Source organism: Selenomonas sp. oral taxon 136 (genome assembly GCF_001554015.1).
Lineage (GTDB): Bacteria > Bacillota > Negativicutes > Selenomonadales > Selenomonadaceae > Centipeda > Centipeda felix.
The window spans coordinates 1146565-1171584 of sequence record NZ_CP014239.1 but is presented as its reverse complement, the minus strand read 5'-3'; the positions used below and the strand labels follow the sequence as shown (position 1 = coordinate 1171584).

Sequence of the window (25020 nt, the reverse complement as noted above, 5' to 3'; positions counted from 1 at the left end):
TAAAATAAATTGGAGGCTGTTTCAATGAATTTCTTTGACAAGGTCAAGGGAAAGCTCATTATTTCCTGTCAGGCACTCGCGGATGAACCGCTCTGCAGTCCGTTTATCATGGGGCGGATGGCACGCGCGGCAAAGGAAGGCGGCGCCGTCGGCATTCGCGCGCAGAGTGTGGCGGACATCGATGAGATCCGTGCCGTCACGCAGCTGCCTGTGATTGGTCTCATCAAGCAGAACTATGCGGACTCGGAGATCTACATCACACCGACGATGCGCGAGGTGGAGGCGCTGATCGGGACGGGCTGCGAGATGATTGCGCTGGACATGACGGCACGCGAGCGCCCGCAGGAGACGGATGTGCGTGACCTTATTGCACGAATTCATGCGGCGCATCGTCTTGTGCTTGCCGATATTTCGACCTATGAGGAGGGTATGAAGGCAGCGGAGCTCGGCGCGGATGCCGTCTCGACCACGATGTCGGGCTATACGCCGTACAGCCCGCAGATCGCGGGGCCGGACTTCGAGCTGATGCAACGCCTTGCAAAGGATGCGCCCGTGCCTGTCTTTGCGGAGGGGCGCATCAACACGCCGGAGGAACTGGTACAGGCGATGCAGACGGGCGTCTTCGGCGCGATCGTCGGCTCTGCCATCACACGCCCGCAGATGATTGCACGGCGGTTTACCGAGGCGATTGCATAATATATAGAGATAAAATTACTGAGCAATCTCTTGCAAGTGATATTGCTCAGTGAGAGATGTTATTATTTTATTCAAAGGAGAAATTATCATGAAAGATCTTAAGGGACTTTATTCCGCACTGCTCTGCTCGTTCCATGAGGATGGCACGCTCAACGAGAAAGGACTGCGCCAGATCATCCGCCACAACATCGACCACAACAAGATGGATGGGCTCTATGTCGGCGGCAGCACGGGCGAGAACTTCATGCTCTCGACCGATGAGAAAAAGCGCATTTTTGAGATCGCAAAGGACGAGGCAAAGGACGATGTCACCCTCATTGCGCAGGTTGGTTCGATCAATCTCAAGGAGTCCATCGAGCTAGCGAAGTTTGCGACGGATCTCGGCTATGATGCGCTCAGTGCGGTCACGCCGTTCTACTACAAGTTCAGCTTTGATGAGGTACGCCACTACTACGAGAGCATCATCGCGGATGTGGACAACCGCATGATCATCTACTTCATCCCGTTCCTCACAGGCGTCAACATCAGTATTCCGCAGTTTGAGAAGCTGTTCTCGAACAAGAAGATTGTCGGCGTCAAGTTTACGCAGGGCGACTTCTACCTCCTGGAGCGCATGCGCAAGGCATTCCCGGACAAGCTCATCTTTGCCGGGTTCGACGAGATGCTTCTCCCCGCGACGGTACTCGGCATCGACGGTGCAATCGGCTCGACCTATAACGTCAACGCGGCACGTGCCCGTCAGATCTATGACCTCGCCCATGCGAACAAGATCAGCGAGGCACTCGAGGTACAGCACGTCACGAATGACCTCATCACGGATATTCTCGATAATGGACTCTACGGAACGATCAAGCTGCTTCTCGCGGAGCAGGGCGTCGAGGCGGGATACTGCCGTGAGCCGATGAAGGCGTATACGCCGGAGATGCGTGCACGCGCCAAGGAGATCTACAAGAAGTATTTCTGAGAAAGATTGGTATCGTGTGCAGCCGCCTCCAAAGCCTTCCCCGCACGGCAGGGGAGGGGCGCGCTGCTTCCCCCATTCACATCACGATAGGAGGAGATTTTCATGCATGAGGGATTTACCTGGATTGATACGGCAGTCCTCATCATCTACCTGCTCGGCGTCCTCCTGGCAGGTCTCTACTATTCAAAAAAGGAAATGAAGGGCAAGGAGTTCTTCAAGGGCGACGGCACCATCCCCTGGTACGTTACCTGCGTCTCCATCTTCGCGACGCTGCTCAGCCCGATTTCCTTCCTCGCCATCCCGGGCAACTCGTATCACGGCTCGTGGATCTTCTGGTGGGCGCAGCTCGGTATGTTGTTTGCCATCCCGCTGACGATCCGCTACTTCCTGCCGATCTACAGCCGTCTGGAGATCGATACGGCGTATCACTACCTTCAGAAGCGCTTTGAGAGCGGCAAACTCCGTATTCTCGGTGCGCTTATGTTCATCGTCTACCAGCTCGGACGTATGTCCATCATCATGTATCTGCCGTCTATCGCGCTTGCGGAAGTCACGGGGATCGATGTCAACCTGCTGATCGTCGTCATGGGGGTCATCGCCATCATTTATTCCTACTCCGGCGGACTCAAGGCGGTGCTCTACACCGACTTTATCCAAGGAACGGTTTTGATTGTCGGCATCGCCCTCTCGCTCGTTGTCATGATCGGCAGCATCCACGGCGGCTGGGGAACGGTCTGGGATACGCTCACCACAGGGCATAAGTTCCTGCTCGAAAACGAGGTCTGGTTCAGTCCCGATATCGTATCAAGCAGCGTCTTTATCACCTTTATCGGCGGCGGTCTCGTCACGTTTGCCTCCTATGTGTCCAGTCAGGACATCGTCCAGCGGTTTACCACGACGACCGATATGAAGCAGCTGCGCAAGATGACGCTTGGCAATGGAGTTATTTCCATCTTTGCCGCGACGGTGTTCTTCCTCGTTGGTACTGCACTCTTCGTGTTCTATCAGCAGAACCCCGGCCTTCTCATGACCGACCGGCGCGATCTCGTGCTGGCGGCGTACATCACATACGAGCTTCCTACGGGTCTGACGGGCATCCTGCTGGCCGCGCTCTTTGCCGCCGCGCAGTCCACGCTCTCCACGGGCATCAACTCTGTGGCGACAAGCTGGGTGCTCGATATCCAGTCCGTGCTTCATCCTGAGATGCCGATGAAAAAGCAGACGCGCATCGCGCAGTTCATCTCGCTCGGCATCGGTATCCTCTCCATCGTCGTTGCCATCATCATGGCAGGCAGCGACATCCGCTCGGCGTATCAGTGGTTCAACAGCTTCATCGGGCTTGCGCTCGGTGCACTCGCAGGTGTCTTCGTCCTCGGTGCATTCAGCCGCCACGCCAATGCGGCAGGTGCTGTCGCAGGCTTCCTCGTGTCGACGGCAGTGGTCATCTACCTGAAGTACTTCGTCCCCTCTGTCTCGTTCTGGTCGTATACCCTCATCACCATCGCTCTCACGCTTGGGGTCGGTACGATCGTCAGCCGTCTCATAGCACCCGGCTATACGGCACCTGCGGGTACGACGGTCTATGATACGCGCGGCGCGTCCCACTGAAATGTGCAGAAGGATACATCCGTGTGTCACGTCCATCAATCATTTGTTGTTATCCATTCGCCCGACGCAGCTGCGTCGGGCATTTGTCAAAGGAGAGTATTATGATCTACGGCAGCATCCATCATGAGGATACCTATTCTTTCCTCCCGCCGCGCATTCGGCAGGCACTTGACTTTGCACGGACGCATGACCTTGGTGCGCTCCCGACGGGGCGCAACGAGATCGCAGGCGACGATGTCTACGTCAACATCGCCCACTATACGACGGGGGAGCGCAGCGAAAAGATTTGGGAGGCGCACCGCGCCTACATCGACATCCACGTCCTTGCTGAGGGGACGGAGAAGATCGACGTGAGCCTCATCGAGCGCATGGAGACACATCCCTACGAGGCGGACAAGGACTATGTGCCCGCCGATGGTGCCGCCACACAGACCACCATCATGCGGCCTGGGGATTTCCTCGTATGCTTCCCCGAGGATGTGCACCGCTCAGGGGTGAAGGTGGATGCACCGGCGCCGCTCAAAAAGGGGATCTTTAAGGTTCGCGTGTAATCTTGGGAGGAACAGACTTTGTATATCTGCATTGACATCGGTGGGACAGATATCAAATACGGCGTCATGGATGCGGCGGGGGAGTTCGCTGTGCATGGAACTCTCCCCACCGAGGCAAAGGCGTATGGCGGTCCCGGCATCGTGCGTAAGGTCTCGGATCTCGTCCGTGAGACATGCGGGACATACGATGTGCGTGGTGTCGCCATCTCTACGGCAGGGATGGTCGATCCCGCCACGGGAGAGATTGTCTATGCACTGGAGGAATCTATTCCACAGTATCGTGGGGTCAACTGGAAAGCCATCATGCGCGAGAACTTTGATCTCCCGGCCTCTGTCGAGAACGACGTCAACTGCGCCGCGCTCGGTGAGCTGTGGAAGGGGGCAGGGCGCGGTGCATCCTCACTCTTTGCCATGACCGTTGGTACGAGTATTGGCGGCTGCCTCATCATGGATGGCCGCGTTGTGCATGGCGTTTCGCGCAGTGCAGGCGAGATCGCCTATATGCGCGTGCCGGGCGGACGCCTCCATGAGCGCTGCTCGGCAGCGGGGCTTGTCTCAGCCGTCTGCTGCGCAAATGGGCTTCCTGCAGGCAGTATTGATGGACGTTTCGTCTTTGACCTCCTCGCCAAGGGCGATCCTGCGGCGCAGGAGGAGGTGGCACTGCTCATTGACTCTCTTGCGGATGCCATCACGAACGTTGTCTGTGTCGTGAATCCGGAGCGCATCGTGCTCGGCGGCGGGATCATGGCGCAGGAGGCCGTGCTGCGGCCGCTCCTTGAGGCGGCACTGCGCGATCGCCTCCCACCCATCGTCGATGAGGCGACCACCATCGCATTCGCAGCCACACAGAATAACGCCGGTATGCTCGGCGCACTCTACCACTTCCTTCAGGAACAGGAATCAGCGATTCCTGGATAAGATGCCCCTAAGGAAGCACTGATAAATTCGGTACAACCATCTTGACGCATCTTTTTTGCCCGCACTTCAGCGGAAAATCCTCCACAGAGCACCACTCTGCGTCCGGTTTTCCACCTCGTTCGGACGAAAAAATCTGCGCCAATCTGGCAGACCTCATTTTATCAGTGATTCCCTAAAAGTCGGCGTCATCAAGCTTCTTTCGGGGGCAGACGACCGGTACACAAAGGAGAAAACAATATGAAACGCTTATGGAATCGCACTGCGCTCGCGGCACTCGTTGCACTTGCGCCGCTCTCCGCTGCGGCTGCTCCCGCCGCCGTCGGAAGTCCCGCACTCGCGTGGCAGTCGATGGGAACTCTCTCACCCGCAGAGGGGCAGAAGGAGAACATCGGCGTTGCGGGACTTCTTCAGGGCACATTTGGTGACTATATCATCGTCGGCGGCGGCGCGAACTTTCCCGCGGGCGGGCCGCTCACAGGCGGGGCGAAGGTGACCTACCCCGACGTCTACGTCCTGCGTGCCGCGGAGGCAGGACTCACCGAGACCGATCACGCACAGATGCCGTACCCCGTCGGATACGGCGTATCCGCAACAACACCGGACGGCGTACTCTACTTTGGCGGGAGCACAGACGAGTCGGGAGCGCGTGCCGTGACACGGCTCACTGCGCCGAACGGCAAGCTCCGCACAGAGACGCTGCCCGCCCTGCCCTTTGCCCTGCAGAACGGCGTCGCCGCCTATGACAAGGATACCGTGTACCTCGGCGGCGGCAAGCAGGACGGCGTGCTCAGCAAGAAGTTCTACACTTACGATATCAAGACAGGAACGCTTACCTCACTGCCTGATTTCCCCGGCGAGGCACGCGAGCAGTCGGTCGCGGAATTCCTCGGCGGGCGGTTCTTCGTATTCAGCGGCGGTGCAAACGTGGCGTACACGGACGGCTATGCCTATGACCCAAAGGCGCAGACATGGATGAGTGTCGCCGGGCCGAACGTGAACGGTACGCCCGTATCGCTTCTCGGTGCGCGTGCCGTGCGTCTCAATGCGGACGAGATGCTCGTTGTCGGCGGCTTCAACCGCGAGATCTACGACTGGGCGGTATCGAATCTGAACACCCTGCAAGGGGAGGAAAAGGACGCATTCCGCGCACATTACTTCACAATGCCGCCCGAGGACTACCACTGGAACCGGGAAATCCTCGTCTACAGCGCAAAGGCCGACGCATGGCGCAGTGTCGGACAGCTGCCGTTCCCTGCCCCATGCGGCGAGGCACTCGTCATCGCACGCGGCGCACTCTTTTCCATCAGCGGTGAGGTGAAGCCCGGCGTACGCAGCCCGCGTCTCTATCGCGGACTGTTTGTGAAGTGACGAACGCCGCTCTTTGCCCTGCCGCATCCTTCGGACAGCCCGACGAAGGGACTGAGGAAAAACGCCGTTCTGCGTGGACGGCGTTTTCTTTTTCAAAAAAATCTGCTATGATGAAAGGCAAGAATTGCACGAGGTGATCCAATGAAGATACTCAGCCGGCTTGATGATCTGCCGTTTCGCGTCTCGAAGGGCGACCGCAAGATTATCGCCTGCATCCGTGCTCATCTCACGGAAATCCCGCGCATGACCATTCGTGAGATCGCCCATGCGAGCGGCACGGCAGAGGCGACCTGCACACGCTTCGTGCGGAAGATGGGCTTTGCGGGACTCAGTGATTTCAAGGCGGCACTTGCCGCGGAGGGAGCAGAGCTGGGACGCTATCTCGACCGCGGGAATATCCAAAATGGGGAGACACCGCGTGAGACGGCGCGCAAGCTGCTCTCCGCGAACGTGATCGCCCTCGAAAAGACGCAGGACATCATCGCGGATGAAACGATTGACCGCTGTGCCCGTCTTCTCATCGGCGCACAGCGGATCGCGTTCATCGGACTGGGCTATTCGGGGATCATTGCGCAGGACTCCTGTTTCAAATTTCTGCGCATTGGCATGAACTGCATCGCGCCGCGCGATAATCACACGATGCGGATGATCGCCGCCATCATGGAACCGGACGATGTTATTGTCGCCATTTCGCACTCGGGTGAGACAGCGGACATCCTTGCAACGGTCGATATCGCCCGCGCACGCGGCCTGCGGGTCATCTCCTTGACGGAGCATCATCCCTCGCGGCTGCGCAGCGTCTCTGATGTGAGTCTTACCTACATTGCGGCGGAAACCCCTCTTGAAACGGGCTCCATCGCCTCCAAGACGGCGCAGTTCTTCCTCGTTGACCTCGTCTACACCGAGGTGCTGAAGATCCTCCCGCCGAGCGCCATGGAAAAGCGCATCCGAACAACGGCAGCCGTGCGGGAGACAAAGGAGTAGAAACGGTCCATTCAGGCATAGAAAAGCTCCCCCTCCATTGTGGAGGCGGAGCTTTTGTTATTTCAGTGACGGGAAGAGAAGCGTACCCTGATCGAGGCCGTAACGGATCCGCACATTGGTATCAGAGGCGTAGTCCACGGCAAGGGAGGAGATATGTTCACGTGTGGTGATGTAGTCGCTGGATGCGCGGAGGGCCGGGATGGAGAAGGGGAGGTCGCCGTTTGTCTCGTGCGTTAGAATGAGCGGTGCCTGTTCGCCGTGCTCGGCGATGGCATTCAGGATGATATTGAGGCAATCCCCGCATTGATCGTGTGGCGGGATCGCCATGATGAGTGCTGCCCGATCCTCTGCATGGTAGGTATTCAGAAAGGTATAAACGACGCGTGGCCATACTGCTGCGCTCGGTTCGATTTCAAAGTCCGGGATGAAGTAGGAGATGTGATAGTTCTTTTCACGCAGATCGTTGATGGTCTCCATGATTTCGTCTGGCTCCTCGATCGGTTGAGGAACATCGAATGCGTCAATGAATTGCTGTATATCTCCGTAGAGAAGGGGGGCTGCCTCCACGATCTGCTCTTCGGGCCAGTTCCACCACTTGATGCGCTGCAGTGCAGCGATGGTCTCCGCATCAAATCGATACTTGATGATACGTGCTGGATTGCCAACGACAATGGCGTATGGGGGGACGTCCTTTGCCACAACGGAACCCGCACCGATGATGGCGCCGTTGCCAACGCGGACACCATTCAGGATCATAGCAGCGCAGCCGATCCATACATCGCTGCCGATAACGACCTGATGATAATTGATTGGATCAGAATGCGGGTTTGTCACACCATCCGCTCCGGGAAGAGCGTTCGCGTCTAGGAGCTTGTGTTGGGGATACATTGTTGCACAACGGTAGTCGTGGTTGACTGCAATCTCGAAGAGGAGGCGATGGGCAAGAGTAGAGTATTTTCCTATGAGAATGTGACAAGCAGGACCTCCTATTTCGACGTTCGCATCGACAATATAAGTTTTTTCTCCTGAGGTTACAATGGGGATATTGTTATCGGTAAGTATTTTTCTTTTTTTAAATTTAAAATCCATTAAATTGATGTTCATTTTCTCTTCTCCCCAACCAACAGCGCAGCGCTCATTCTCATCATACCATAATTTCTTTTATTCGCCTAGGAAAATACAGATAAAACGTCATTTGCGCAGCGCATGGTCTGACGGAGGAACGCCTCCATCGTGCGACGCATATCGCATGGGCGACGGGCGGGCGGCTCGTTCCGGCGGAGGTTTGGGAGGAGTATTGAGGGACATATCGGTGACCATCGTCATGCATTTGTTTGAATGAAAAAGCACTCCGTTTCTCGCGGTGAGAAACGGAGTGCTTTTTAGTCGTAGACTTCACGGCGATGTGCAACGGCAAGGACAAGGATAATGACCTTATCGTCCTGAATATCGGCAATGATGCGGTAGTCGTTCACACGGTAGCGCCACTGTCCGCTTCGATTGGCAGTCAGTGGTTTTCCATGAATCCGTGGATTGCTGCATCCTTCGAGGTTTCTGCGAATCCAAGCGATGATCGTCGTATAGACATGGCGATCAAGTTTTTTTATAGATTTTTTTGCCTGTGCACTGAAAACAACGTGATAGCTCATGAAAGGCCTAATTCTTTTTCGACGTCTTCCAGTGTATAGGTGACGGGGTTTGCACGGAAGTCCGCCATGGCTTCCTCATAGGTCTGACGATCGAGTTCATCCTCTATGCGCTCGCGCATCGATGCTGCAGCAAAGTCGGAGAGGGTCATGCCGCGGCGTGCAGCGTGTTTTTTAAAGAGTTTTGCTTCGTGTGTTTTGAGATGGATGGCAACGGACATGAAATCAACTCCTTTTCCCGTGATGCCCTATACTATGATGTGATCTGCATGGAGTCCGCTCACTCACCTGCGCTGTCGACGATGCGGTTCATGGTTGCCATGGAGGCAACGCGGTCGCTTTCGGCGATGGTCATGAGTTTGACGCCCTGGGTGTTGCGGCTGATGAGGGAGATCTCGTCGACGCTGGTGCGGATGACGATTCCCTCGGTGGTGATGAGCATGAGTTCTTGGTTCTCACGCACGACGCGGATGCCGACGACGGGGCCGGTTTTTTCGGTGACCTTCATGTTGATGAGTCCCTTGCCGCCGCGCGTCTGGGTGCGGTACTCGGAGGCGGTAGTGCGCTTGCCGTAGCCGCCCTCGGTGACGGTGAGCACCTCGGAGTCGCTGCGCAGGACGTCCATGGCAACAACCTCATCGCCGTCGGCGAGGGTGATGCCGCGCACGCCGCGCGCAACGCGCCCCATGGAGCGTACGCCGTCCTCGGGGAAGGTGATCGCCTTGCCGCCGCGCGTGCCGAGCATGATGCGGTTCTCACCGTCGGTGAATTTGACGCCGATGAGTTCGTCGTCCTCGTCGAGGTTGACCGCCCTCAGGCCATTCCTGCGGATGCTGCCAAACTCGGAGAGCGGTGTTTTCTTGACGACGCCGTGCTTGGTGCCGAGGAAGAGGTAGCGGTCGGCGCGGAATTCCTTGACTTGGATGACGGCAGTGATGCGCTCGTCGTTTTCGACGGCGAGGAGGTTGACGATGGCCGTGCCCTTTGCCTGTCGTCCGCTCTCAGGGATTTCGTAGGATTTCAGGACGAAGGCGCGCCCGCGGTTCGTAAAGAAGAGGATGTCGTGGTGCGTGGTGGTGATGAGGAGGTCGCTGACGATGTCGGTTTCCTTGGTCCCCATGCCGCGCACGCCGACACCGCCGCGCCGCTGCCGGCGGTAGGTGTCGAGCGGGATGCGCTTGATGTAGTTGTTCAGGGTGAGGGTGACGACGACGTCTTCCTCAGCGATGAGGTCTTTGATGTCCATTTCGCTCGCATCAAAGGTGATTTCTGTGCGGCGTTTGTCGCCGTATTTGTCACGTACTTCGATGAGCTCGTTTTTGATGATGGCAAGCACCTTCATGCGGTCGGCGAGGATGCCCTTGAGCTCCTCGATCAGCTTCAGCACCTCTTGGTACTCCTCCTCGATCTTTTCGCGCTCGAGGCCGGTGAGGCGCTGGAGACGCAGGTCAAGGATGGCCTGCGCCTGTTTCTCGGTGAGTTTGAAGCCATCCATGAGTGCCGTGCGTGCGATGTCTGCCGTGCGGCTCTCGCGTATCGTTGTAATGACAGCGTCCAGATGGTCGAGTGCTATTGTCAGTCCCTCGAGGATATGGGCACGTGCCTCTGCCTTTGCCAGTTCATAGCGGGTGCGCCGCGTGATGACCATTTCCTGATGGTCGATGTAGTGCTCAAGGACGTGCTTGAGGTTCATGATGACGGGCTGTCCGTCGACGAGCGCGAGCATGATGACGCCGAAGCTGTCCTGCAGCTGGGTGTGTTTGTAGAGCTGGTTGAGGATGACGTTCGGCGCGCTGTCACGGCGCAGTTCGATGACGATGCGCATGCCGCTGCGGTCGGATTCGTCGCGCAGGTCGGTGACGCCGTCGATCTGTTTGTCGCGGACGAGTTCGGCGATTTTCTCGATGAGGCGTGCCTTGTTGACCTGATACGGGAGTTCGGTGACGATGATGCGCGGTTTGCCATTGCTCATCGTTTCGATGTGGGCGCGTGCGCGCATTTTGATGACGCCGCGTCCGGTGGTGTATGCCTTGCGGATTTCCTCGGTGCCGAGGATGAGTCCCGCGGTCGGGAAGTCGGGGCCCTTGATGACGCCCATGAGTTCGTCGATGGTGGTGTCGGGGTTGTCGATGAGCATGAGGGTGCCGTTGATGACCTCGACCATGTTGTGCGGCGGGATGTTGGTCGCCATGCCGACGGCGATGCCCGCGGTGCCGTTGACGAGGAGCTGCGGGAATTTCGCGGGGAGAACGGTCGGTTCTTTCTCCGAGCCGTCGTAGTTGTCCGTAAAGTCGACGGTTTCCTTGTCGATGTCGCGCAGCATGAGCTCGGCGATTTTCGACATGCGCACTTCGGTGTAGCGCATGGCGGCGGCAGAGTCGCCGTCGACGGAGCCGAAGTTGCCGTGGCCGTCCGCGAGCATGTAGCGCATGGAGAAGTCCTGCGCCATGCGGACGATGGCGTCGTAGACGGAGCTGTCGCCGTGCGGGTGATATTTACCGAGCACTTCACCGACGATGCGCGCTGATTTTTTGTACGGCTTGCTGCTGGTCATGCCCGAGCCCTGCATCGCATAGAGGATGCGGCGGTGTACGGGTTTTAGGCCGTCGCGTACGTCAGGAAGGGCGCGCGCGACGATGACGCTCATCGCATAGTCGATGTAGGAGTTTTTCATCTCGTGTTCGAGGTTGACGGGGACGATGCGCCCCTGTCCAAAGTCCAGATCCAAAATGTCACCTCTCCGTGTTCGTTTCATAAAAATACATACTAAGTATAGCATTTTCGCGGGGAAAAGTCTATGTTTGGGGGCGTGGGGTAACACCGTATTGCGCAAGGCGGAGATATTCTCTGTGCGCGCTCCACGCGAACACCTCGTTGCGCAAGTGATCGTATGCTTATTCGCCTAGGGAAGCGCTGATAAAATGAGGTATGCCAGATTGGCGTAGATTTTTTGTTCGATTGAGGCAGCAAACCGGACGCATAGCAGAGGCTATGTGGAGGATTTGCTAACGATAAGCGGGCGAAAAAGATGCGTCAAGATGGTCGTATCGAATTTATCAGTGCTTCCCTAAATACCGACGCACTTCTTAAACGCGCTTCGCTTGGACGAAAGAAGTGCGCCGGGGGCGAAACGCATACTTTACTCACTTGCTTCACTAAGGTTCGCTTAGGAGCGGCGCACTGCATTATTCCGCAATAGTTTGTTAGAAGGCGGAGCTTCTCTGCTGAGAGAGGGGAGAAAAGGGATTCTTCTTCTTCCCGTCGAATAGAGGTTAGGAATCGCTGATAAAATGAGGTCTGCCAGATTGGCGTAGATTTTTTGTCCGATTGAGGCAGCAAACCGGACGCATAGCGAGGGCTATGTGGAGGATTTGCTAACGAAAAGCGGGCGAAAAAGATACGTCAAGATGGCTGTGCCGAATTTGTCAGTGCTTCCTTAATATTGCGAAAGGCGGGATGGTATGGACGATGTGCAGGCACTGCGGCAGGAGATTCTCCTGCGTGCCAATGATCTCTATGAAAAGAGGGAGTATGCGCGTGCGGCGGAGGTCGCGCAGGAGCTGCTGACAGTTCTGCCCGAGGATGCGGAGATGCGCTATATTCTCGCCGCCGCGCTGACGCAGACGGGGGCGTACGATGCGGCGCGGGCGGAGGTCGCACGCATCCGCGCTGTGTGCCCCGACCATGCGGGCGCCGCGCGGCAGGAGGTCTATATCGACCGCGCGGAGGGGAGGCTCGCGACGGAGATCGCACATCTGCGCGCGCTGATCGATATGCTGAAACGGCGCATGGCAGAGGAGGAGGAGTGCCGTGCGCACAATGCGGTGTTTCTTGCGAGTGCGTACAGTCTCCTCGGTTCGGCATTGACGGAGGCGGGGGAGGCACAGGAGGCGGTCGCGGCGTTTCTCGCGTCCGCACAGCTGGAGACGGAGCGCACACAGGGGGCGGTGGAGTACAGCAACGCGCTCTTTGCCGTGAACTATCTTCCGATCCATCTGCGCCCCGCCTATGCAGGGCTTGCGCACGTCTATGATGCGCTCTTTGCCGATGTCCTGCCGCGGGCGGAGGCGGCGGACGCCGTGCGCGGGCATGCGCGCATCCGCATCGGCTATATCTCGCCCGATCTCTGCGTGCATCCCGTCGGGCGGCTCGTGCGTCCGCTCCTCACGCAGTATGACCGCACTCAATTTGCCGTCCATTGCTACGCGCGCTGCGCAGAGGATGCGCTCTCCGAGACGTTTCGTGCCGCTGTGGATGTGTGGCATAATATTCGCGGCTGCTCTGCGGCAGAGGCGGCGGCGCTCATCCGCCGTGACGAGGTGGATATTCTCGTCGATCTTGCGGGGCATACAAAGGGAAATTCTCTGCCCGTTCTCGCGTTCCGCCCAGCGCCCGTGCAGGTGACGGGGATCGGCTACTTTAACACGACGGGGCTCTCTGCGGTGGACTATGTGCTCTCGGATGTGTATGTCGATCCGCCGGGGGCGGGAGATGATGCGATGACGGAGGAGATCCTCCGTCTGCCGCACAGTCATTTCTGCTATTCACTGCCCGATGATCTGCCCCCTGTCATGCCTCCGCCGATGGAGCAGAGGGGACACGTGACGTTCGGTTCATTTAATAATTTCAATAAGGTGACGGATGAGGTGCTTTGCCTCTGGCGGCAGGTGCTGGATGCGGTGCCGGGGGCGCGTCTCCTCGTCAAGGGCAAGATTTTTGACCATGGGGAGGGGCGCGCTATGGTCGCGGAGCGTCTCGTGCGCTGTGGCATTCCCGCCGTGCGTGTCGAGATGCGCGGGTTCAGCCGCGGTTATCTGGCAGAGTACGGGGATGTGGATATCGCGCTCGATCCGTTTCCCTATACGGGCGGCATAACGACCTGTGAGGCACTCTCGATGGGCGTACCCGTGGTGACGCTTGCAGGGGAGAGCCACGGCGCACGGTTCGGTGCGAGTCTCCTCACGAATGCACATCTCCCCGAGCTCGTCGCGCAGACGCCGGCGGACTATGTGCGGATCGCGGCGGGGCTTGCCTCCGATCCTGCGACCCTGCGTGCTCTGCGGATGAATCTGCGCACGATGCTGCGGCACGCACCGCTGACGGATGCCGCAGGCTATGTACATGATGTGGAGGACGCGTATCGGTCGATCTGGGCGAGATTTGTGCGCGCGGCGGGCACTACGTGAGAGGTGTGATATGAAGCGTCGTTTCTGTCTTTCGGTGCTCGCGCTGTTCTGCTCCGTGCTGTCGGGCTGCGATTTTTTCGTCACGGAAAACAGCGATCCCTATACGGCGGATGAGGTCGCCGCGATGGTGAATGGAAAATTTCATGCCTATGGGGCGCAGGTCGTGCCGGAGGGAGTGCAGACGCTGCGGGAAAAGCCGTTTCAGAGGAATCGTTATGCGCTCTATGATGCGGGGAACGGGATCCGCTTTACCGCTGCGGCGGAGATTCGGCGTGCACAGTTCCCCTATCCATTCCTTTACCGCGATACGGATGCCGCTGCGGCGTATGCGGGAGGCTATTTCGCCCATCTCTATCCCGCAGTGAATGCTGCCGCGGCTGACGTTCATCTCACGGCGGCGTCCCCCGAGGAGGCGGCAGCGCTGCGCGGGAATCATGTGATGCACGAGGGAGAGCCGCTTTTTGATCAGGGCGATTTTATCTTTCTCCATGAGGCACGCGGAGCGGATGCTGTGGATCTGTGCCGTGCGCTGCACGCGCTCTATCGCCCGCAGGGCGATGATACACTCCTCACGGAGGCACATGGGCGCAGGATAACATTCTGCTGTTTGCCGGAGGGCACAGAGGAGCAGGCGCGCGCGGTGCCGATCATGACGTTCTATCTGCGGGCGGGAGAGGACTGGGCGCAGACGCTGCAGGCAAACCCGGGGCACTCGTCGGGGGAGAAGGATGCCGCACTCCTAGAGGAGCGGCTGGCACAGTATTTTGAGGTGCGGCTGAAGGCGGCGAAGGCACACGTGAGAGATTATCGGAAATAAAATAAGGGACTGCTGTACGAAGTTTGCAGCTTCGTATAGCAGTCCCTTTCGTTTTCTATATTACTCAGCTGACGGTGTGCCCGAGCAGTTCGCGCGTGTGGGCGGCGACGGCGGACGGGGTGATGTCAGTGCGGCGTGCGACGCCCGTGTTGAGTGCCGCCTCAGCGACAGCAGCAGCGACGGTCGGTGCGACGCGCGGGTCGAGCGGGCTGGCGATGATGTTGGTCTCGTTCAGCTCGGACTCGTGGATGAGGGAGGCAATCGCGCCAGCGGCGGCGATTTTCATCTCCTCGTTGATTTCCTTTGCACGGACGTCCAGTGCACCGCGGAAGATGCCCGGGAAGGCGAGGAGGTTGTTGACCTGATTCGGGAAGTCGGAGCGTCCCGTGCAGACGATGCGTGCGCCTGCTGCCTTTGCCTCGTCGGGCAGGATCTCGGGGACAGGGTTCGCCATCGCCATGACGACGGGGTCCTTGCTCATGCTCTTGATCATCTCGGGGGTGAGGCTGCCGGGCGCGGAGACGCCGATGAAGATGTCCTTGCCCTTGATGACCTCGGCGAGGGTGCCCTGCTCCTTCTGATGGTTGGAGACTTTGGCGAGGCTCTCCTTGTACGGGTTCATGTTCTTTTCGCGTCCCTCGTAGATCGCGCCCGTCGTGTCGCAGAGGACGACGGTCTTGATGCCGTAGGCAAAGAGGAGGCGCGCAATCGCCTGTCCTGCCGCACCTGCACCGTTGATGACGATGTTCGCCGCCTTGAGGTCGCGCCCGAGGTACTTGTACGCGTTGAGGAGGGCGGAGACGACGACGATCGCTGTGCCGTGCTGGTCATCGTGGAAAACAGGGATGTCGAGGGTCTTTTTGAGCTCGTTCTCGATGTCAAAGCACTGCGGTGCCTTGATGTCCTCGAGGTTGATGCCGCCGTAGGTGGGGGCGATGAGCTGGCAGACTTTGACGACGTCCTCGACCTTTTCGCTGTTCACGCATACGGGAACGGAGTCGACACCCGCAAAGCCCTTGAAGAGAATCGCCTTGCCCTCCATGACGGGGAGGCCTGCGCCTGCGCCGATGTTGCCGAGACCGAGGACGGCGGTGCCGTTCGTGACGACGGCGACCATGTTGCCCTTACTCGTGTAGTCGTAGATCTTCTCGGGATCCTCCTTGATCGCGAGGCACGGTGCGGCGACGCCGGGCGTGTAGGCGCGGCTGAGGTCGTCGCGGGTCTTCAGCGGGACGGTCGGCGTGACGCCGAGCTTGCCGTGATGGCTCTTATGAAGGTCGAGTGATTCTGCATCAAATTTGCTTCCCATAGTGCATTTTCCTTTCCTTGGGGATGTCCTCTCTATATGTCCTCTGCCGCCGTTTCTAGGGCGCCCCTTCCCCATCGGGGAGGCAAGAGGGCGTTATGCTTTGTGATTGGATCGGTGCAGCGATTTCTTAGTTTTCCTTGCCGGGGCTGCCGCCGCTGCGCTGCGGTGCTGCGGTGTCGCCGCCGCTGTCGGCACTGCTGCTCTGGCGCGTGCTCGCGTGGCGGCTGTTGCTCCCGTTTCCACTTCCAGTGTCGGTGTCGGCCGATTTTTTCGGTGGGGATGTGTCGGTGCTCTGGGTTTTGCTGCTCTTGTCGCTGCTCTTCTGGTCGGTGGATTTACGCTCGGTCTTGCTGCTGTCCTCGGAGGAGGAGTGTTTGCGGCTCCGTGTGTCGAGTGCCTCGTCTCCGCTGACGCGGCGGCCGATGCTGTTGTCCCCCTCGGGCACCTCCGTGGCGCCGGCGGGGATGGAGTTCTCGTAGTCGCGGATGGCGCGCTCCATGCGGCTGCGCTCGTTCTCATTCAGGCTGAGGCCGAGGGTGTTGACCATGTTGCGCCGCAGCTGCTCCATGTCGGGGATCCAGTAGCTGATGCCCTCGATGTAGAGTGGGCGTCCCGGCACCATGTCGGTGCGCAGGCCCTTTGCCTGTGCCTGTTTCAGTGTACCGATGAACTCGAGCATCTGGCGGACGCTGAGGTCGGTCTTGACGCTGTCGATGACGCTCGAGATGATGCCCGGCAGGCGCGGCAGGATGGCGGGGGTGGTTACAGCGTCAACGCATGCGCGCATGAATTTCTGCTGGCGTTTGACGCGGCCGATGTCGCCCTCCTCGTCGCGGTAGCGGACGTAGGTGACGGCGGTCTTGCCGTCCATGTGCTGGCGTCCCGGGCGCAGGTCGATGACGAGGCCGCCGTCGTCGTCCCACGGATCCTCGTAATACATGCGTTTTTCGACATCAATGTCGATGCCGCCGATGGCGTCAATGATCTTTTGGAAGCCGTGGGTGTTGATGATGACGTAGTGATCCATGCGGATGCCGAGGAAGTCCTCGACGGTGCGCTGGGTGAGTTTTTCGCCGCCATAGGCGTACGCCGCGTTGATCTTGTCGTAGCCGTTTTTCGGGATGGCGACACGTGTGTCACGCGGGATGGAGAGGAGCGAGGCCTCGTTTTTCTGCGGGTCGATGGTTGCGATCATGAGGGTGTCGCTGCGTCCGACGTCGTCGGAGCGCTCATCGATGCCCATGATCATGATGGTTGCCTTGTCCTTGGCGGTGAGCAGCTCGTCCTTCGGCGTCTCCTTGGCGCGGTCGAGCAGGCTGCTCTGGGCAAAGAAGACGCCTGCGAGCGCCGCAAGGACGAAGATGAGGATCGTGCCGAGCACGATGTAGGGCCATCGTTTCTTTTTCGCCGTTGGTCTCTTCGGTGGTAGTGTCGTCAATGCAGAATCTGTCCTTTCCTCCCCCATCGCAGGAGGGCGCGTGTATTCCGCGCCGTGCGGTTGCGCTTCGCGTGCGTGTGGATTATACTGTAGAAATCGCAGGGATGGTACATATCTACTCAGTATCACATAATATATAGCAAACGCGGCGAATATGCAAGGGATTGTTCCTTGGAAAATGGCGGAAATCTGCTGTTTTTGCCGGCGCTAGGCGCCAGGATGGGGCTGTATTCATTGTTCCATTCGGTTTAATCGCAAAAAACATGCAGCCTGCGCTACTTTTTCCATGGTCGGATGAAATGCCGATTCGTGCCGACAAAATTATTTTGCCGCATCATTTTTGAAAGAAAACCTGCTATAATGTAGGAGGGAAAATATGGGCGTTGAGATCGAGCGCAAGTTTACGGTGCGGGTGGACTTCTGCCCACAGGGTGCGGGGACGGAGATGGCGCAGGGCTATCTCTCGCGCGATCCGCAGCGGACGGTGCGCGTGCGTCTCGCCGGCGGGCGCGGCTATCTGACGGTCAAGGGGGAGACGCGCGGGATGGTGCGCGCGGAGTATGAGTATGAGATCCCCCGACGGATGCGCGGGCGATGCTCGCGCTCTGCGATCCACCGCTCGTGGAGAAGACGCGCTATGTCATGGATGCCGCAGGGCGCCGCTGGGAGGTCGATGTTTTCCACGGAGCGAACGCGGGGCTTGTCGTTGCGGAGGTGGAACTGCCGTCGGAGACGGCGGAGGTCACGCTGCCCGAGTGGGTGGAACGCGAGGTGACGGGGGAGAAACGCTACTACAATTCGGCACTGATTGTACATCCTTATCGCTGTTGGACGGCGGAGGAGAAGTCCGGATATCCACGTGTCCCTGTGGAAAAGTAGCTCCGATTCTGCTACAAAATATGGAAAATGTCAGCCGATCAACTCCCATATATGGGGTTATCCACTGATTTATCCACGTTATCCACAGAAATCGGAGGATCGTTCGTAAAAATTATGCACATTGTGTAAAGATGTGTGGATAAAGGCAGTTGGGGGCTTTTGAACAATTTTATCCACAGAGTTTTACACAGTTGGGGATAACTTATGGAAAAGGTCGTATACGATATATTCTGTTTATTTTAGGAGGAAGTTTTGATGGCGGAGTGGGAGGTATGTCTGCGGCTCGTGCTCTCGTGTGTGATGGGCGGGATCATCGGCTATGAGCGGCAGATGCGGAACAAGTCGGCGGGGCTGCGGACGAATATGCTCGTGGCGCTCGGCTCATGTCTTATCATGATTATGTCGCAGGCGCTCTATGACAATGTGGAGGGCAAGACGAATGCCGACCCCGCGCGTCTCGCGGCGCAGGTGGTCTCAGGTATCGGTTTTCTCGGTGCGGGCGCGATCATGAAGGAGGGGCTGACGGTCACAGGACTGACGACGGCGGCGACGCTCTGGGTGGTCGCGGGGGTCGGGCTTGCGGTCGGCGCGGGGTTTTACCTCGGCGCGAGCGTGACGACCGCGATTGTGTTCCTCATCCTCGGGAATCTCTCGCGGCTCGATGCATGGGTCGATCATGAACGCCTCCTCTCCCTCTCCATCCACACGATTGATCGGCCCGGGCAGATCATGCGCGTCAGTGCCTGCATTGAGGATCTCCATCTGCGCTCACGCGGGATGAAGGTCAGGACGGACGAGGACGAGGCGGAGACAGAGACGGGCGGAGAGCGGCGCATCTACCTGACCTTTGAGGTCTACAACCGTGAGAACATCAAGCCGTCCTTCATCGCCGATGCCCTGCGGCAGGTGGACGGCGTGCTGCGCGTCGACGTCGTGTAAACGCAAAGCATATGCCGAACTGCGGGGGCGTGTCGTCCCTCTGACCGAGCACCTGTCCTAATGAGGAGAAAGACCACATGATGAAAGACCACATGATGAAAGACCACATGATTGTTCCATCCCAAGACCACTGTGACGTGCTGGTGATCGGCGCGGGCATCGCCGGGATCTGTGCGGCGATTGCGGCGGCAAAAGAGGGCTGCGCCGTCGTGCTCACGAGCAGTACGGAGATCTTTTCCGGCTCCAGCTTTTTCCCGGGGACGTGGGGACTGGGGCTGATCGGTCCTGTGGACGCGGCGGACGAGGACGACCTTGCCGCAAGCATTGCACGGGTCGGGGCGGGGATGACGACACCCGCGCTCGTCAAAACCTTCGTACACAAGATCAATCCCGCGATCAACGCGCTGAAAGCACGCGGCATAAAGCTGCGGACGGCGGAAAAATCGGATGAAAAAGAGTTTATCCCCTGTTTTGACCACAAGCGGCGAAATTGGAACGGTCTGGAAGCCGCCCGTATGCGTACCGTCTTCCAAAAGGAACTGGCGGAATACGGGGTGCGGCTCTGCCCCCATCATGAGGCATTGGAACTCGTTCAGCGCAGCGGACGCGTGTGCGGCGCAGTGTTCGCGGCGAAGAACCGGCTCCTCGCCATTCGCAGCAAGGCGGTCGTCCTCGCCACGGGCGGCTACAGCGGGCTGTTTCAGAACTTCCTCACGACCGCCGATGTCACGGGGACGGGGCACGCCTTGGCACTGCGGGCAGGGGCGCGGCTCATCAATATGGAGTTCATGCAGATGATGCCCGGCTTCCTCTCCCCTGCGCCAAAGACCGTATTCAATGAAAAGACCTTTCGTTTTGCCACCTTCCGCGACGCGGACGGAAACGACATCTTGGCGCATCTGCCGAACCGCGCTGCACTGCTGGCGCAGCGCTCCACGCACGGGCCGTTTACCGCTGCGGGCGCGGATCGCGCGGTCGACTTTGCCATTGCACGCACGGAGCAGAGCGGCGGGGCGTATGTGAGCTATTCGGACGAGATGAAGCAAAATCCGCCCGAGTTTATCGCAACCTATTTCGACTGGCTGCGCGAGAACAAGGGGCTGACCCCGGACGATCCCGTGCGAATCGGGATGTACGCCCATGCAGCGAACGGCGGCATCGTGATCGACAGCGATGCCGCAACGGATGTCCCCGGCCTTTATGCCTGCGGCGAAGTGACCGGCGGAATGCACGGGGCGGATCGGATCGGCGGGCTGTCCAGTGCAAACGGGCTGGTGTTCGGAGAGATCGCGGGCAAATCCGCCGCTACAGAGGCGGGCAGCACAATGGCTGCGGACGATGCGATCCTCCTGCACGTGCGCAGCATCCCCGATGCACACGGCATACGCAGCCGTCTCCGCAGCGTGATGACAGAGAACGCCATGATCGCACGCAGCGCGGAGGGGCTGACGCGGGCAATTCGCTTCTGCACGGATGCACTGGAGGAGATGGAGCGTAATGCCCCCGCGACGACTGCAGCGGATGCCGCCGCAGCCCTCCGCCTGTCTGCTCAGCTGCAGACAGCGACGGCTATTCTGACAGCAGCTCTGCTCCGACGGGAAAGCAGGGGCGCACACTACCGCACGGATCACCCCGACACACTGAAATCGGAGCAAAAGAGGATCATCGTTACCGAAACGGACGGCGCGATCACGGCGCGGCACGAAAGTTCCGAAGAACGCACACATGAATAATATGAGCGTCTTTGTCAAATGTCACGAACATGCATGCTCCACGCAAACACTTAGTTGCGCACCCTGCCCTTTGCCCTCCAGAACGGTGTCGCCGCCTATGACAAGGGCACAGTGTACCTCGGCGGCGGCAAGCAGGACGGCACACTCAGCAAGAAGTTCTACACCTACGATGTACGGACGGGAACGCTCACCGCACTGCCCGACTTCCCCGGCGAGGCACGCGAGCAGTCCGTTGCGGAGTTCCTTGGTGGGCGGCTCTATGTATTCAGCGGCGGCGCGAACGTAGCGTACACGGACGGCTATGCCTACGATCCGAAGACGCGCGCGTGGACAGAGGTCAAGGGGCCGAACGTGAACGGCACACCCGTCTCGCTCCTCGGTGCGCGTTCCGTACGTCTCAATGCGGACGAAATGCTGGTCGTGGGCGGCTTCAACCACGAGATTTACAACTGGGCAGTATCGAACCTAAACACCCTGCAAGGCGAGGAAAAGGACGCATTCCGCGCCCACTACTTCACCATGTCCCCCGAGGACTACCATTGGAATCGCGACATCCTCGTCTACAACGCCAAGACCGACGCATGGCGCACCGTCGGACAGCTGCCGTTCCCCGCCCCCTGCGGTGAGGCACTCGTCATGGCAAAGGGCGCACTCTACTCCATCAGCGGCGAGATCAAGCCCGGGGTACGCAGCCCGCGCCTCTATCGCGGAATCTTCGTGAAGTGAGCGCAACGCTTGACGAACTGCGCGAATTGAAGTAAAATAAACATAGAAAAAGGGCACTGCCGCTCAGCGGTTGCCCCTTATACACGCGAGAAGTTCCCCGTCTGCAGTTTGGAGCGCAAGGCGGGGCTTTCTCATTTATCGTTTAACGGATAAGACTAAGATGGTAAACACTACAAGAAACGTCAAGAACTCGTAGGTCTCCATACAGATCCCCCCTTTCGGGGGCTGAGTCACCACTGCGCCTATCAGTGCCTTTTCTCATTATATCAAACAAGTGTATGCAGTGCAAGCCTTGACGAACTGCGCGAATTGAAGTAAAATAAACATAGAAAAAGGGCACTGCCGATGGGCGGCCGCCCCCTAACGCTAAAGCAAAGAGATTCCCCGCCTACGGTTTGGAGCGAAAGGCGGGGTTTTCTCGTTTATCTTTTTACTGACAGAATCAGTATGGTATATACTATGAGGAATGATAGGAACTCATAGGTATCCATGTGTATATTCCCCCTTTCGGGGGCGAGATTAGCCGCCTACCGTTTTTGATAGCAGTGCCTTTTCTCATTATAGCAAACAAGTGTATGCAGTGCAAGGAGAGCAGCATGATTATCTCTTGGGACGAATACTTCATGGGCGTTGCGATCTTCTCCGCCTATCGCAGCAAGGACCCGCATACGCAGGTCGGCGCCTGCATCGTCAACGAGGACAAGCACATCGTCGGCGTCGGCTACAACGGTATGCCGAACGGCTGCGATGACCGCGAGTATCCGTGGGGACGGACGGGCGAATTCGCCGAGCAGAAATATCCCTATGTCGTACACGCCGAACTGAACGCCATCCTCAATGCAAGCACCTCACTGAAGGGCTGTCGTATCTACACATCACTGTTCCCGTGCAACGAATGCTGCAAGGCGATCATCCAGAGCGGTATCCGTGAGGTCATCTACCTCTCGGACAAGTACGCCGGGACGGACAGCACGAAGGCCTCAAAGCGGATGCTCGCCTCGGCGAACGTCACCTGCCGCCGCATGGAGACGGAGCTGACGGAGGTGCCGGTTCACTTTACGCCGGCGGAGTAAGTCGTTCCCTTGTACAAAAAGAGCCGCATGGCGGCTCTTTTTGTATACGGCGCTGCGGCGGTCATTCTCTCGCGAGAAGCAGCTCAAAATATTCCTCCGTATGACAGCAGATGTCCTCTTCGGCAGGGAGCTCCTCATGTGTGAGTTCTCCTCTGCGGTCAGAGACGGAGATTTTGATGCTCGCGTAGGGGATATGGAGATACATGCGGGTGATCTCTTTGCCGTCGCTTGAGAGAAAGAGGGTATAGGCGCCTTCATAGGGGAGGAAGAAGGCTGATGCGAAATCATACGTCTCTCCCGCATGAAACGTCTGCCCGCCGTGGTCGACGAAGTCCCGTCGGATACGAAAACGGTCTCCTGCCTGTATGTGTCCGAAGGAAAATATCTGATTGTCGGCACTCTGCACCGTACGGTAGAACGCATAGGGGGACAGTTCTTCCTTCTTTTGCCGGAGATATGCATCATGTGCCTCTCGTTTGTGCCGTCGCCTTACACTGTAGAGATAGGCGGCAAGAAAGAATGAGCCGAAGAGGATGGCGGCGATGATGGAAAAGAAGAGAAAGGGGGTCATGTTTCCTCACATGCATGGAAAAGGAGCTGCACAGCAGCTCCTTTTTTGTTTCGTTGTATCGATGTTACCCGACGAGCCATACCACGAAGTAGAGCACGAGCGGGATGGTCACGCAGAAGATGCCGATAAAGTCGATGTAGACACCGGTCTTGATCATCTTTGTGATGGGAATGTAGCCCGATGCATAGACAATTGCATTCGGCGGTGTGGACACAGGAAGCATGAAGCCAAGCGACGAAGAGAGGGCGATACCGATCGCGACGTGGATCGGGCTGAACCCTGCGGATACCGCTGCGGTAATGGCGAGCGGGCCGATCATGTTCGTCGCTGCCGTGTGACTGGTCAGCTCGGAGAGGAGCAACGCCATCACGCAGAAGATCGCGACGAGGGCGAACTCGGACGGCTCACCGCCGAGCATCCCGACAATGCGGTCGCCGACCCACTGCGAGAGCCCCGTCTTATACATCATGCCGCCCATCGCGAGGCCGCCGCCGAAGAGGATGAGCGTGCCCCACTCGATGCCCTGCACGGCCGATTTCCACTCGAGCGTGAACTTGCGTTCCTTGAAGTTGATCGGCAGGAGGAAGAGAAGCAGCGCGCCTGCCATTGCTGCGACTGCCTCAGGGAAGAGGAGCGAATACATCTTGAGGAGGGGGGAGGTGCTGCCGAGCGTCATCGAGAGAATGCCCGGGAACACCCAGAGGAAGACGGCGACGAGGAAGCAGACGAGCGTGTTCTTCTGTGCGCGCGTCCAGTCGCCGAGCTCTGCGACACGTGCGCGAATGAACTCCTCTGCGCCCTCGATGCGCTCGACATCGGGCGGGAACATGCGGATGAGAACCACATAGGCGATGATGAAGTAGGCCACCATCGCAATGACACCCCATGTCATCCATTCAAAGAAGGAGATGTGGATGTTCGCCATCTGATCGAGGAAGCCGAGCATGATGATGTTCGGCGGGGTGCCGATCGGTGTCAGAACGCCGCCGATCGAGCAGGCATACGCGGTCATGAGCATCAGCCCGGTCGCGTACTTGTAGTCGTGCAGGTCGATCTCCTTGCCGTTCGCGGCCATCATTTCCTTGACGGCGGCGAGCAGGCCGAGGGCGATCGGGAACATCATCGCGGCCGTCGCCGTATTGCTCACCCAGCCGGAGCAGAGCGCTGCGGCAAGACCAATCGCGAGGAAAATGCGGCGTGGATTCGAGCCGACCCACGAGCGCGAGAGCAGCCAGTAGGCAAATCGCTTGTCGAGCCCGTGATCCATCATCGCCTTGGCGAGGATGAATCCACCCATGAAGAGGAAGATCATCGGATTGGCGAACGCCGCATAGGCATCCTTTGCCGGGACCACACCTGTCACGACGGCGAGCGTCGGTCCGATGAGGGACGTGACGGGGATGGGCACGGGCTCCGTGATCCACCAGAGTGCCACCAGAACCATGATGGCGAGCAGCTTGTGGGATGCGAGCGTGAGTCCGTCGATCGGCGTCAGGAGCACCAGAATCGCGAGGATTGGCGCGCCAAACAAGCCGACGAGACGACGCGTGCGATCAAATTTCTGCTCAGCCTCATGTATCTGTTGGGCTTCTTTGCTTTGATCTCCACTCATTT

Annotated in this window: 23 protein-coding genes and 1 pseudogene; 16 read left to right on the top strand and 8 right to left on the bottom strand. The window is 58.4% G+C overall.

Features of this window, described 5'->3' with window-relative positions:
- Positions 1-24: 24 nt before the first annotated feature.
- The 7 genes from AXE86_RS05635 (at position 25) to AXE86_RS05605 (ending at position 7089) form a co-directional block, all read left to right on the top strand.
- Positions 25-696 (top strand): N-acetylmannosamine-6-phosphate 2-epimerase, encoded by a 672-nt coding sequence (locus AXE86_RS05635; protein WP_061945448.1) that lies wholly within the window; start codon positions 25-27, stop codon positions 694-696.
- A gap of 88 nt (positions 697-784) precedes the next feature.
- Positions 785-1660, top strand: a complete 876-nt coding sequence (locus AXE86_RS05630) for an N-acetylneuraminate lyase (protein ID WP_061945447.1) — start codon at positions 785-787, stop codon at positions 1658-1660.
- 102 nt (positions 1661-1762) lie between these two features.
- Positions 1763-3268, top strand: coding sequence for a sodium:solute symporter (locus AXE86_RS05625; protein ID WP_061945446.1), 1506 nt, complete (start codon positions 1763-1765; stop codon positions 3266-3268).
- Positions 3269-3369: 101 nt separating this feature from the next.
- Positions 3370-3819 (top strand): YhcH/YjgK/YiaL family protein, encoded by a 450-nt coding sequence (locus tag AXE86_RS05620; protein ID WP_061945444.1) that lies wholly within the window; start codon positions 3370-3372, stop codon positions 3817-3819.
- 18 nt (positions 3820-3837) lie between these two features.
- The gene (locus tag AXE86_RS05615) at positions 3838-4737 is read left to right on the top strand and encodes an ROK family protein (RefSeq protein WP_071884690.1); all 900 of its coding nucleotides are present in this window, start codon (positions 3838-3840) and stop codon (positions 4735-4737) included.
- A gap of 237 nt (positions 4738-4974) precedes the next feature.
- A complete protein-coding gene (locus AXE86_RS05610; RefSeq protein ID WP_061945442.1) occupies positions 4975-6105 on the top strand; it encodes a cyclically-permuted mutarotase family protein in 1131 nt (376 codons plus the stop codon).
- A gap of 141 nt (positions 6106-6246) precedes the next feature.
- On the top strand, positions 6247-7089 hold the full coding sequence (locus AXE86_RS05605; RefSeq protein ID WP_061945440.1) for a MurR/RpiR family transcriptional regulator: 843 nt from the start codon (positions 6247-6249) through the stop codon (positions 7087-7089).
- 57 nt (positions 7090-7146) lie between these two features.
- On the opposite strand, the gene AXE86_RS13510 is transcribed toward AXE86_RS05605, so the two are convergent.
- The 4 genes from AXE86_RS13510 to gyrA form a co-directional block, all read right to left on the bottom strand.
- Positions 7147-7977 (bottom strand): CatB-related O-acetyltransferase, encoded by an 831-nt coding sequence (locus tag AXE86_RS13510; protein WP_269465285.1) that lies wholly within the window; start codon positions 7975-7977, stop codon positions 7147-7149.
- Between the two features lie 494 nt (positions 7978-8471).
- Positions 8472-8738 carry a type II toxin-antitoxin system RelE family toxin gene (locus tag AXE86_RS05595; RefSeq protein WP_061945438.1) on the bottom strand — a complete coding sequence of 89 codons (267 nt, stop codon included), beginning with the start codon at positions 8736-8738 and terminating at the stop codon, positions 8472-8474.
- Positions 8735-8956 (bottom strand): type II toxin-antitoxin system RelB family antitoxin, encoded by a 222-nt coding sequence (gene relB / locus AXE86_RS05590; RefSeq protein WP_006690790.1) that lies wholly within the window; start codon positions 8954-8956, stop codon positions 8735-8737. The genes AXE86_RS05595 and relB overlap by 4 nt, the downstream gene beginning before the upstream one ends.
- 59 nt (positions 8957-9015) lie before the next feature.
- A complete protein-coding gene (gene gyrA, locus AXE86_RS05585) occupies positions 9016-11463 on the bottom strand; it encodes a DNA gyrase subunit A (protein WP_061945436.1) in 2448 nt (815 codons plus the stop codon).
- A 217-nt stretch (positions 11464-11680) separates the two neighbouring features.
- Between gyrA and AXE86_RS13200 the strand changes: the two genes are divergently transcribed.
- The 4 genes from AXE86_RS13200 (at position 11681) to AXE86_RS05575 (ending at position 14738) form a co-directional block, all read left to right on the top strand.
- A complete protein-coding gene (locus AXE86_RS13200) occupies positions 11681-11806 on the top strand; it encodes a secretion protein HlyD (RefSeq protein ID WP_071884746.1) in 126 nt (41 codons plus the stop codon).
- 243 nt (positions 11807-12049) lie between these two features.
- Positions 12050-12175, top strand: coding sequence for a secretion protein HlyD (locus tag AXE86_RS13195; RefSeq protein ID WP_071884733.1), 126 nt, complete (start codon positions 12050-12052; stop codon positions 12173-12175).
- Between the two features lie 21 nt (positions 12176-12196).
- Complete coding sequence (locus AXE86_RS05580; protein WP_061945434.1) at positions 12197-13921, top strand: O-linked N-acetylglucosamine transferase, SPINDLY family protein; 1725 nt, start codon at positions 12197-12199, stop codon at positions 13919-13921.
- 10 nt (positions 13922-13931) lie between these two features.
- Positions 13932-14738 (top strand): hypothetical protein, encoded by an 807-nt coding sequence (locus tag AXE86_RS05575; RefSeq protein ID WP_061945432.1) that lies wholly within the window; start codon positions 13932-13934, stop codon positions 14736-14738.
- A gap of 64 nt (positions 14739-14802) precedes the next feature.
- Here the strand turns inward: AXE86_RS05575 and AXE86_RS05570 are convergent, their stop codons facing one another.
- Together AXE86_RS05570 and AXE86_RS05565 are read right to left on the bottom strand one after the other, a co-directional pair.
- Positions 14803-16047: an NAD(P)-dependent malic enzyme gene (locus AXE86_RS05570; protein WP_061945430.1), complete on the bottom strand. Its 1245-nt coding sequence runs from the start codon at positions 16045-16047 to the stop codon at positions 14803-14805.
- Positions 16048-16174: 127 nt separating this feature from the next.
- Positions 16175-17485 carry an LCP family protein gene (locus AXE86_RS05565; RefSeq protein ID WP_061945428.1) on the bottom strand — a complete coding sequence of 437 codons (1311 nt, stop codon included), beginning with the start codon at positions 17483-17485 and terminating at the stop codon, positions 16175-16177.
- A 376-nt stretch (positions 17486-17861) separates the two neighbouring features.
- On the opposite strand from AXE86_RS05565, the pseudogene AXE86_RS05560 reads away from it, so the two are divergent.
- The 5 genes and pseudogenes from AXE86_RS05560 to AXE86_RS05540 all read left to right on the top strand — a co-directional run bounded on the left by AXE86_RS05560 (position 17862) and on the right by AXE86_RS05540 (position 22835).
- A pseudogene (locus AXE86_RS05560) lies at positions 17862-18364 on the top strand (CYTH domain-containing protein).
- 255 nt (positions 18365-18619) lie between these two features.
- Complete coding sequence (locus AXE86_RS05555) at positions 18620-19303, top strand: MgtC/SapB family protein (protein WP_050342216.1); 684 nt, start codon at positions 18620-18622, stop codon at positions 19301-19303.
- Positions 19304-19380: 77 nt separating this feature from the next.
- Positions 19381-21036: an FAD-binding protein gene (locus tag AXE86_RS05550; protein WP_232294932.1), complete on the top strand. Its 1656-nt coding sequence runs from the start codon at positions 19381-19383 to the stop codon at positions 21034-21036.
- Between the two features lie 54 nt (positions 21037-21090).
- Complete coding sequence (locus AXE86_RS05545; protein ID WP_232294931.1) at positions 21091-21762, top strand: cyclically-permuted mutarotase family protein; 672 nt, start codon at positions 21091-21093, stop codon at positions 21760-21762.
- A 596-nt stretch (positions 21763-22358) separates the two neighbouring features.
- Positions 22359-22835, top strand: a complete 477-nt coding sequence (locus AXE86_RS05540; RefSeq protein WP_061945426.1) for a deoxycytidylate deaminase — start codon at positions 22359-22361, stop codon at positions 22833-22835.
- 61 nt (positions 22836-22896) lie between these two features.
- Here AXE86_RS05540 and AXE86_RS05535 read toward each other — a convergent pair whose 3' ends face one another.
- Together AXE86_RS05535 and AXE86_RS05530 are read right to left on the bottom strand one after the other, a co-directional pair.
- Positions 22897-23406, bottom strand: coding sequence for a DUF3601 domain-containing protein (locus AXE86_RS05535; protein ID WP_061945424.1), 510 nt, complete (start codon positions 23404-23406; stop codon positions 22897-22899).
- 64 nt (positions 23407-23470) lie between these two features.
- Complete coding sequence (locus tag AXE86_RS05530) at positions 23471-25018, bottom strand: SLC13 family permease (protein WP_061945422.1); 1548 nt, start codon at positions 25016-25018, stop codon at positions 23471-23473.
- Positions 25019-25020 lie beyond the last annotated feature (2 nt).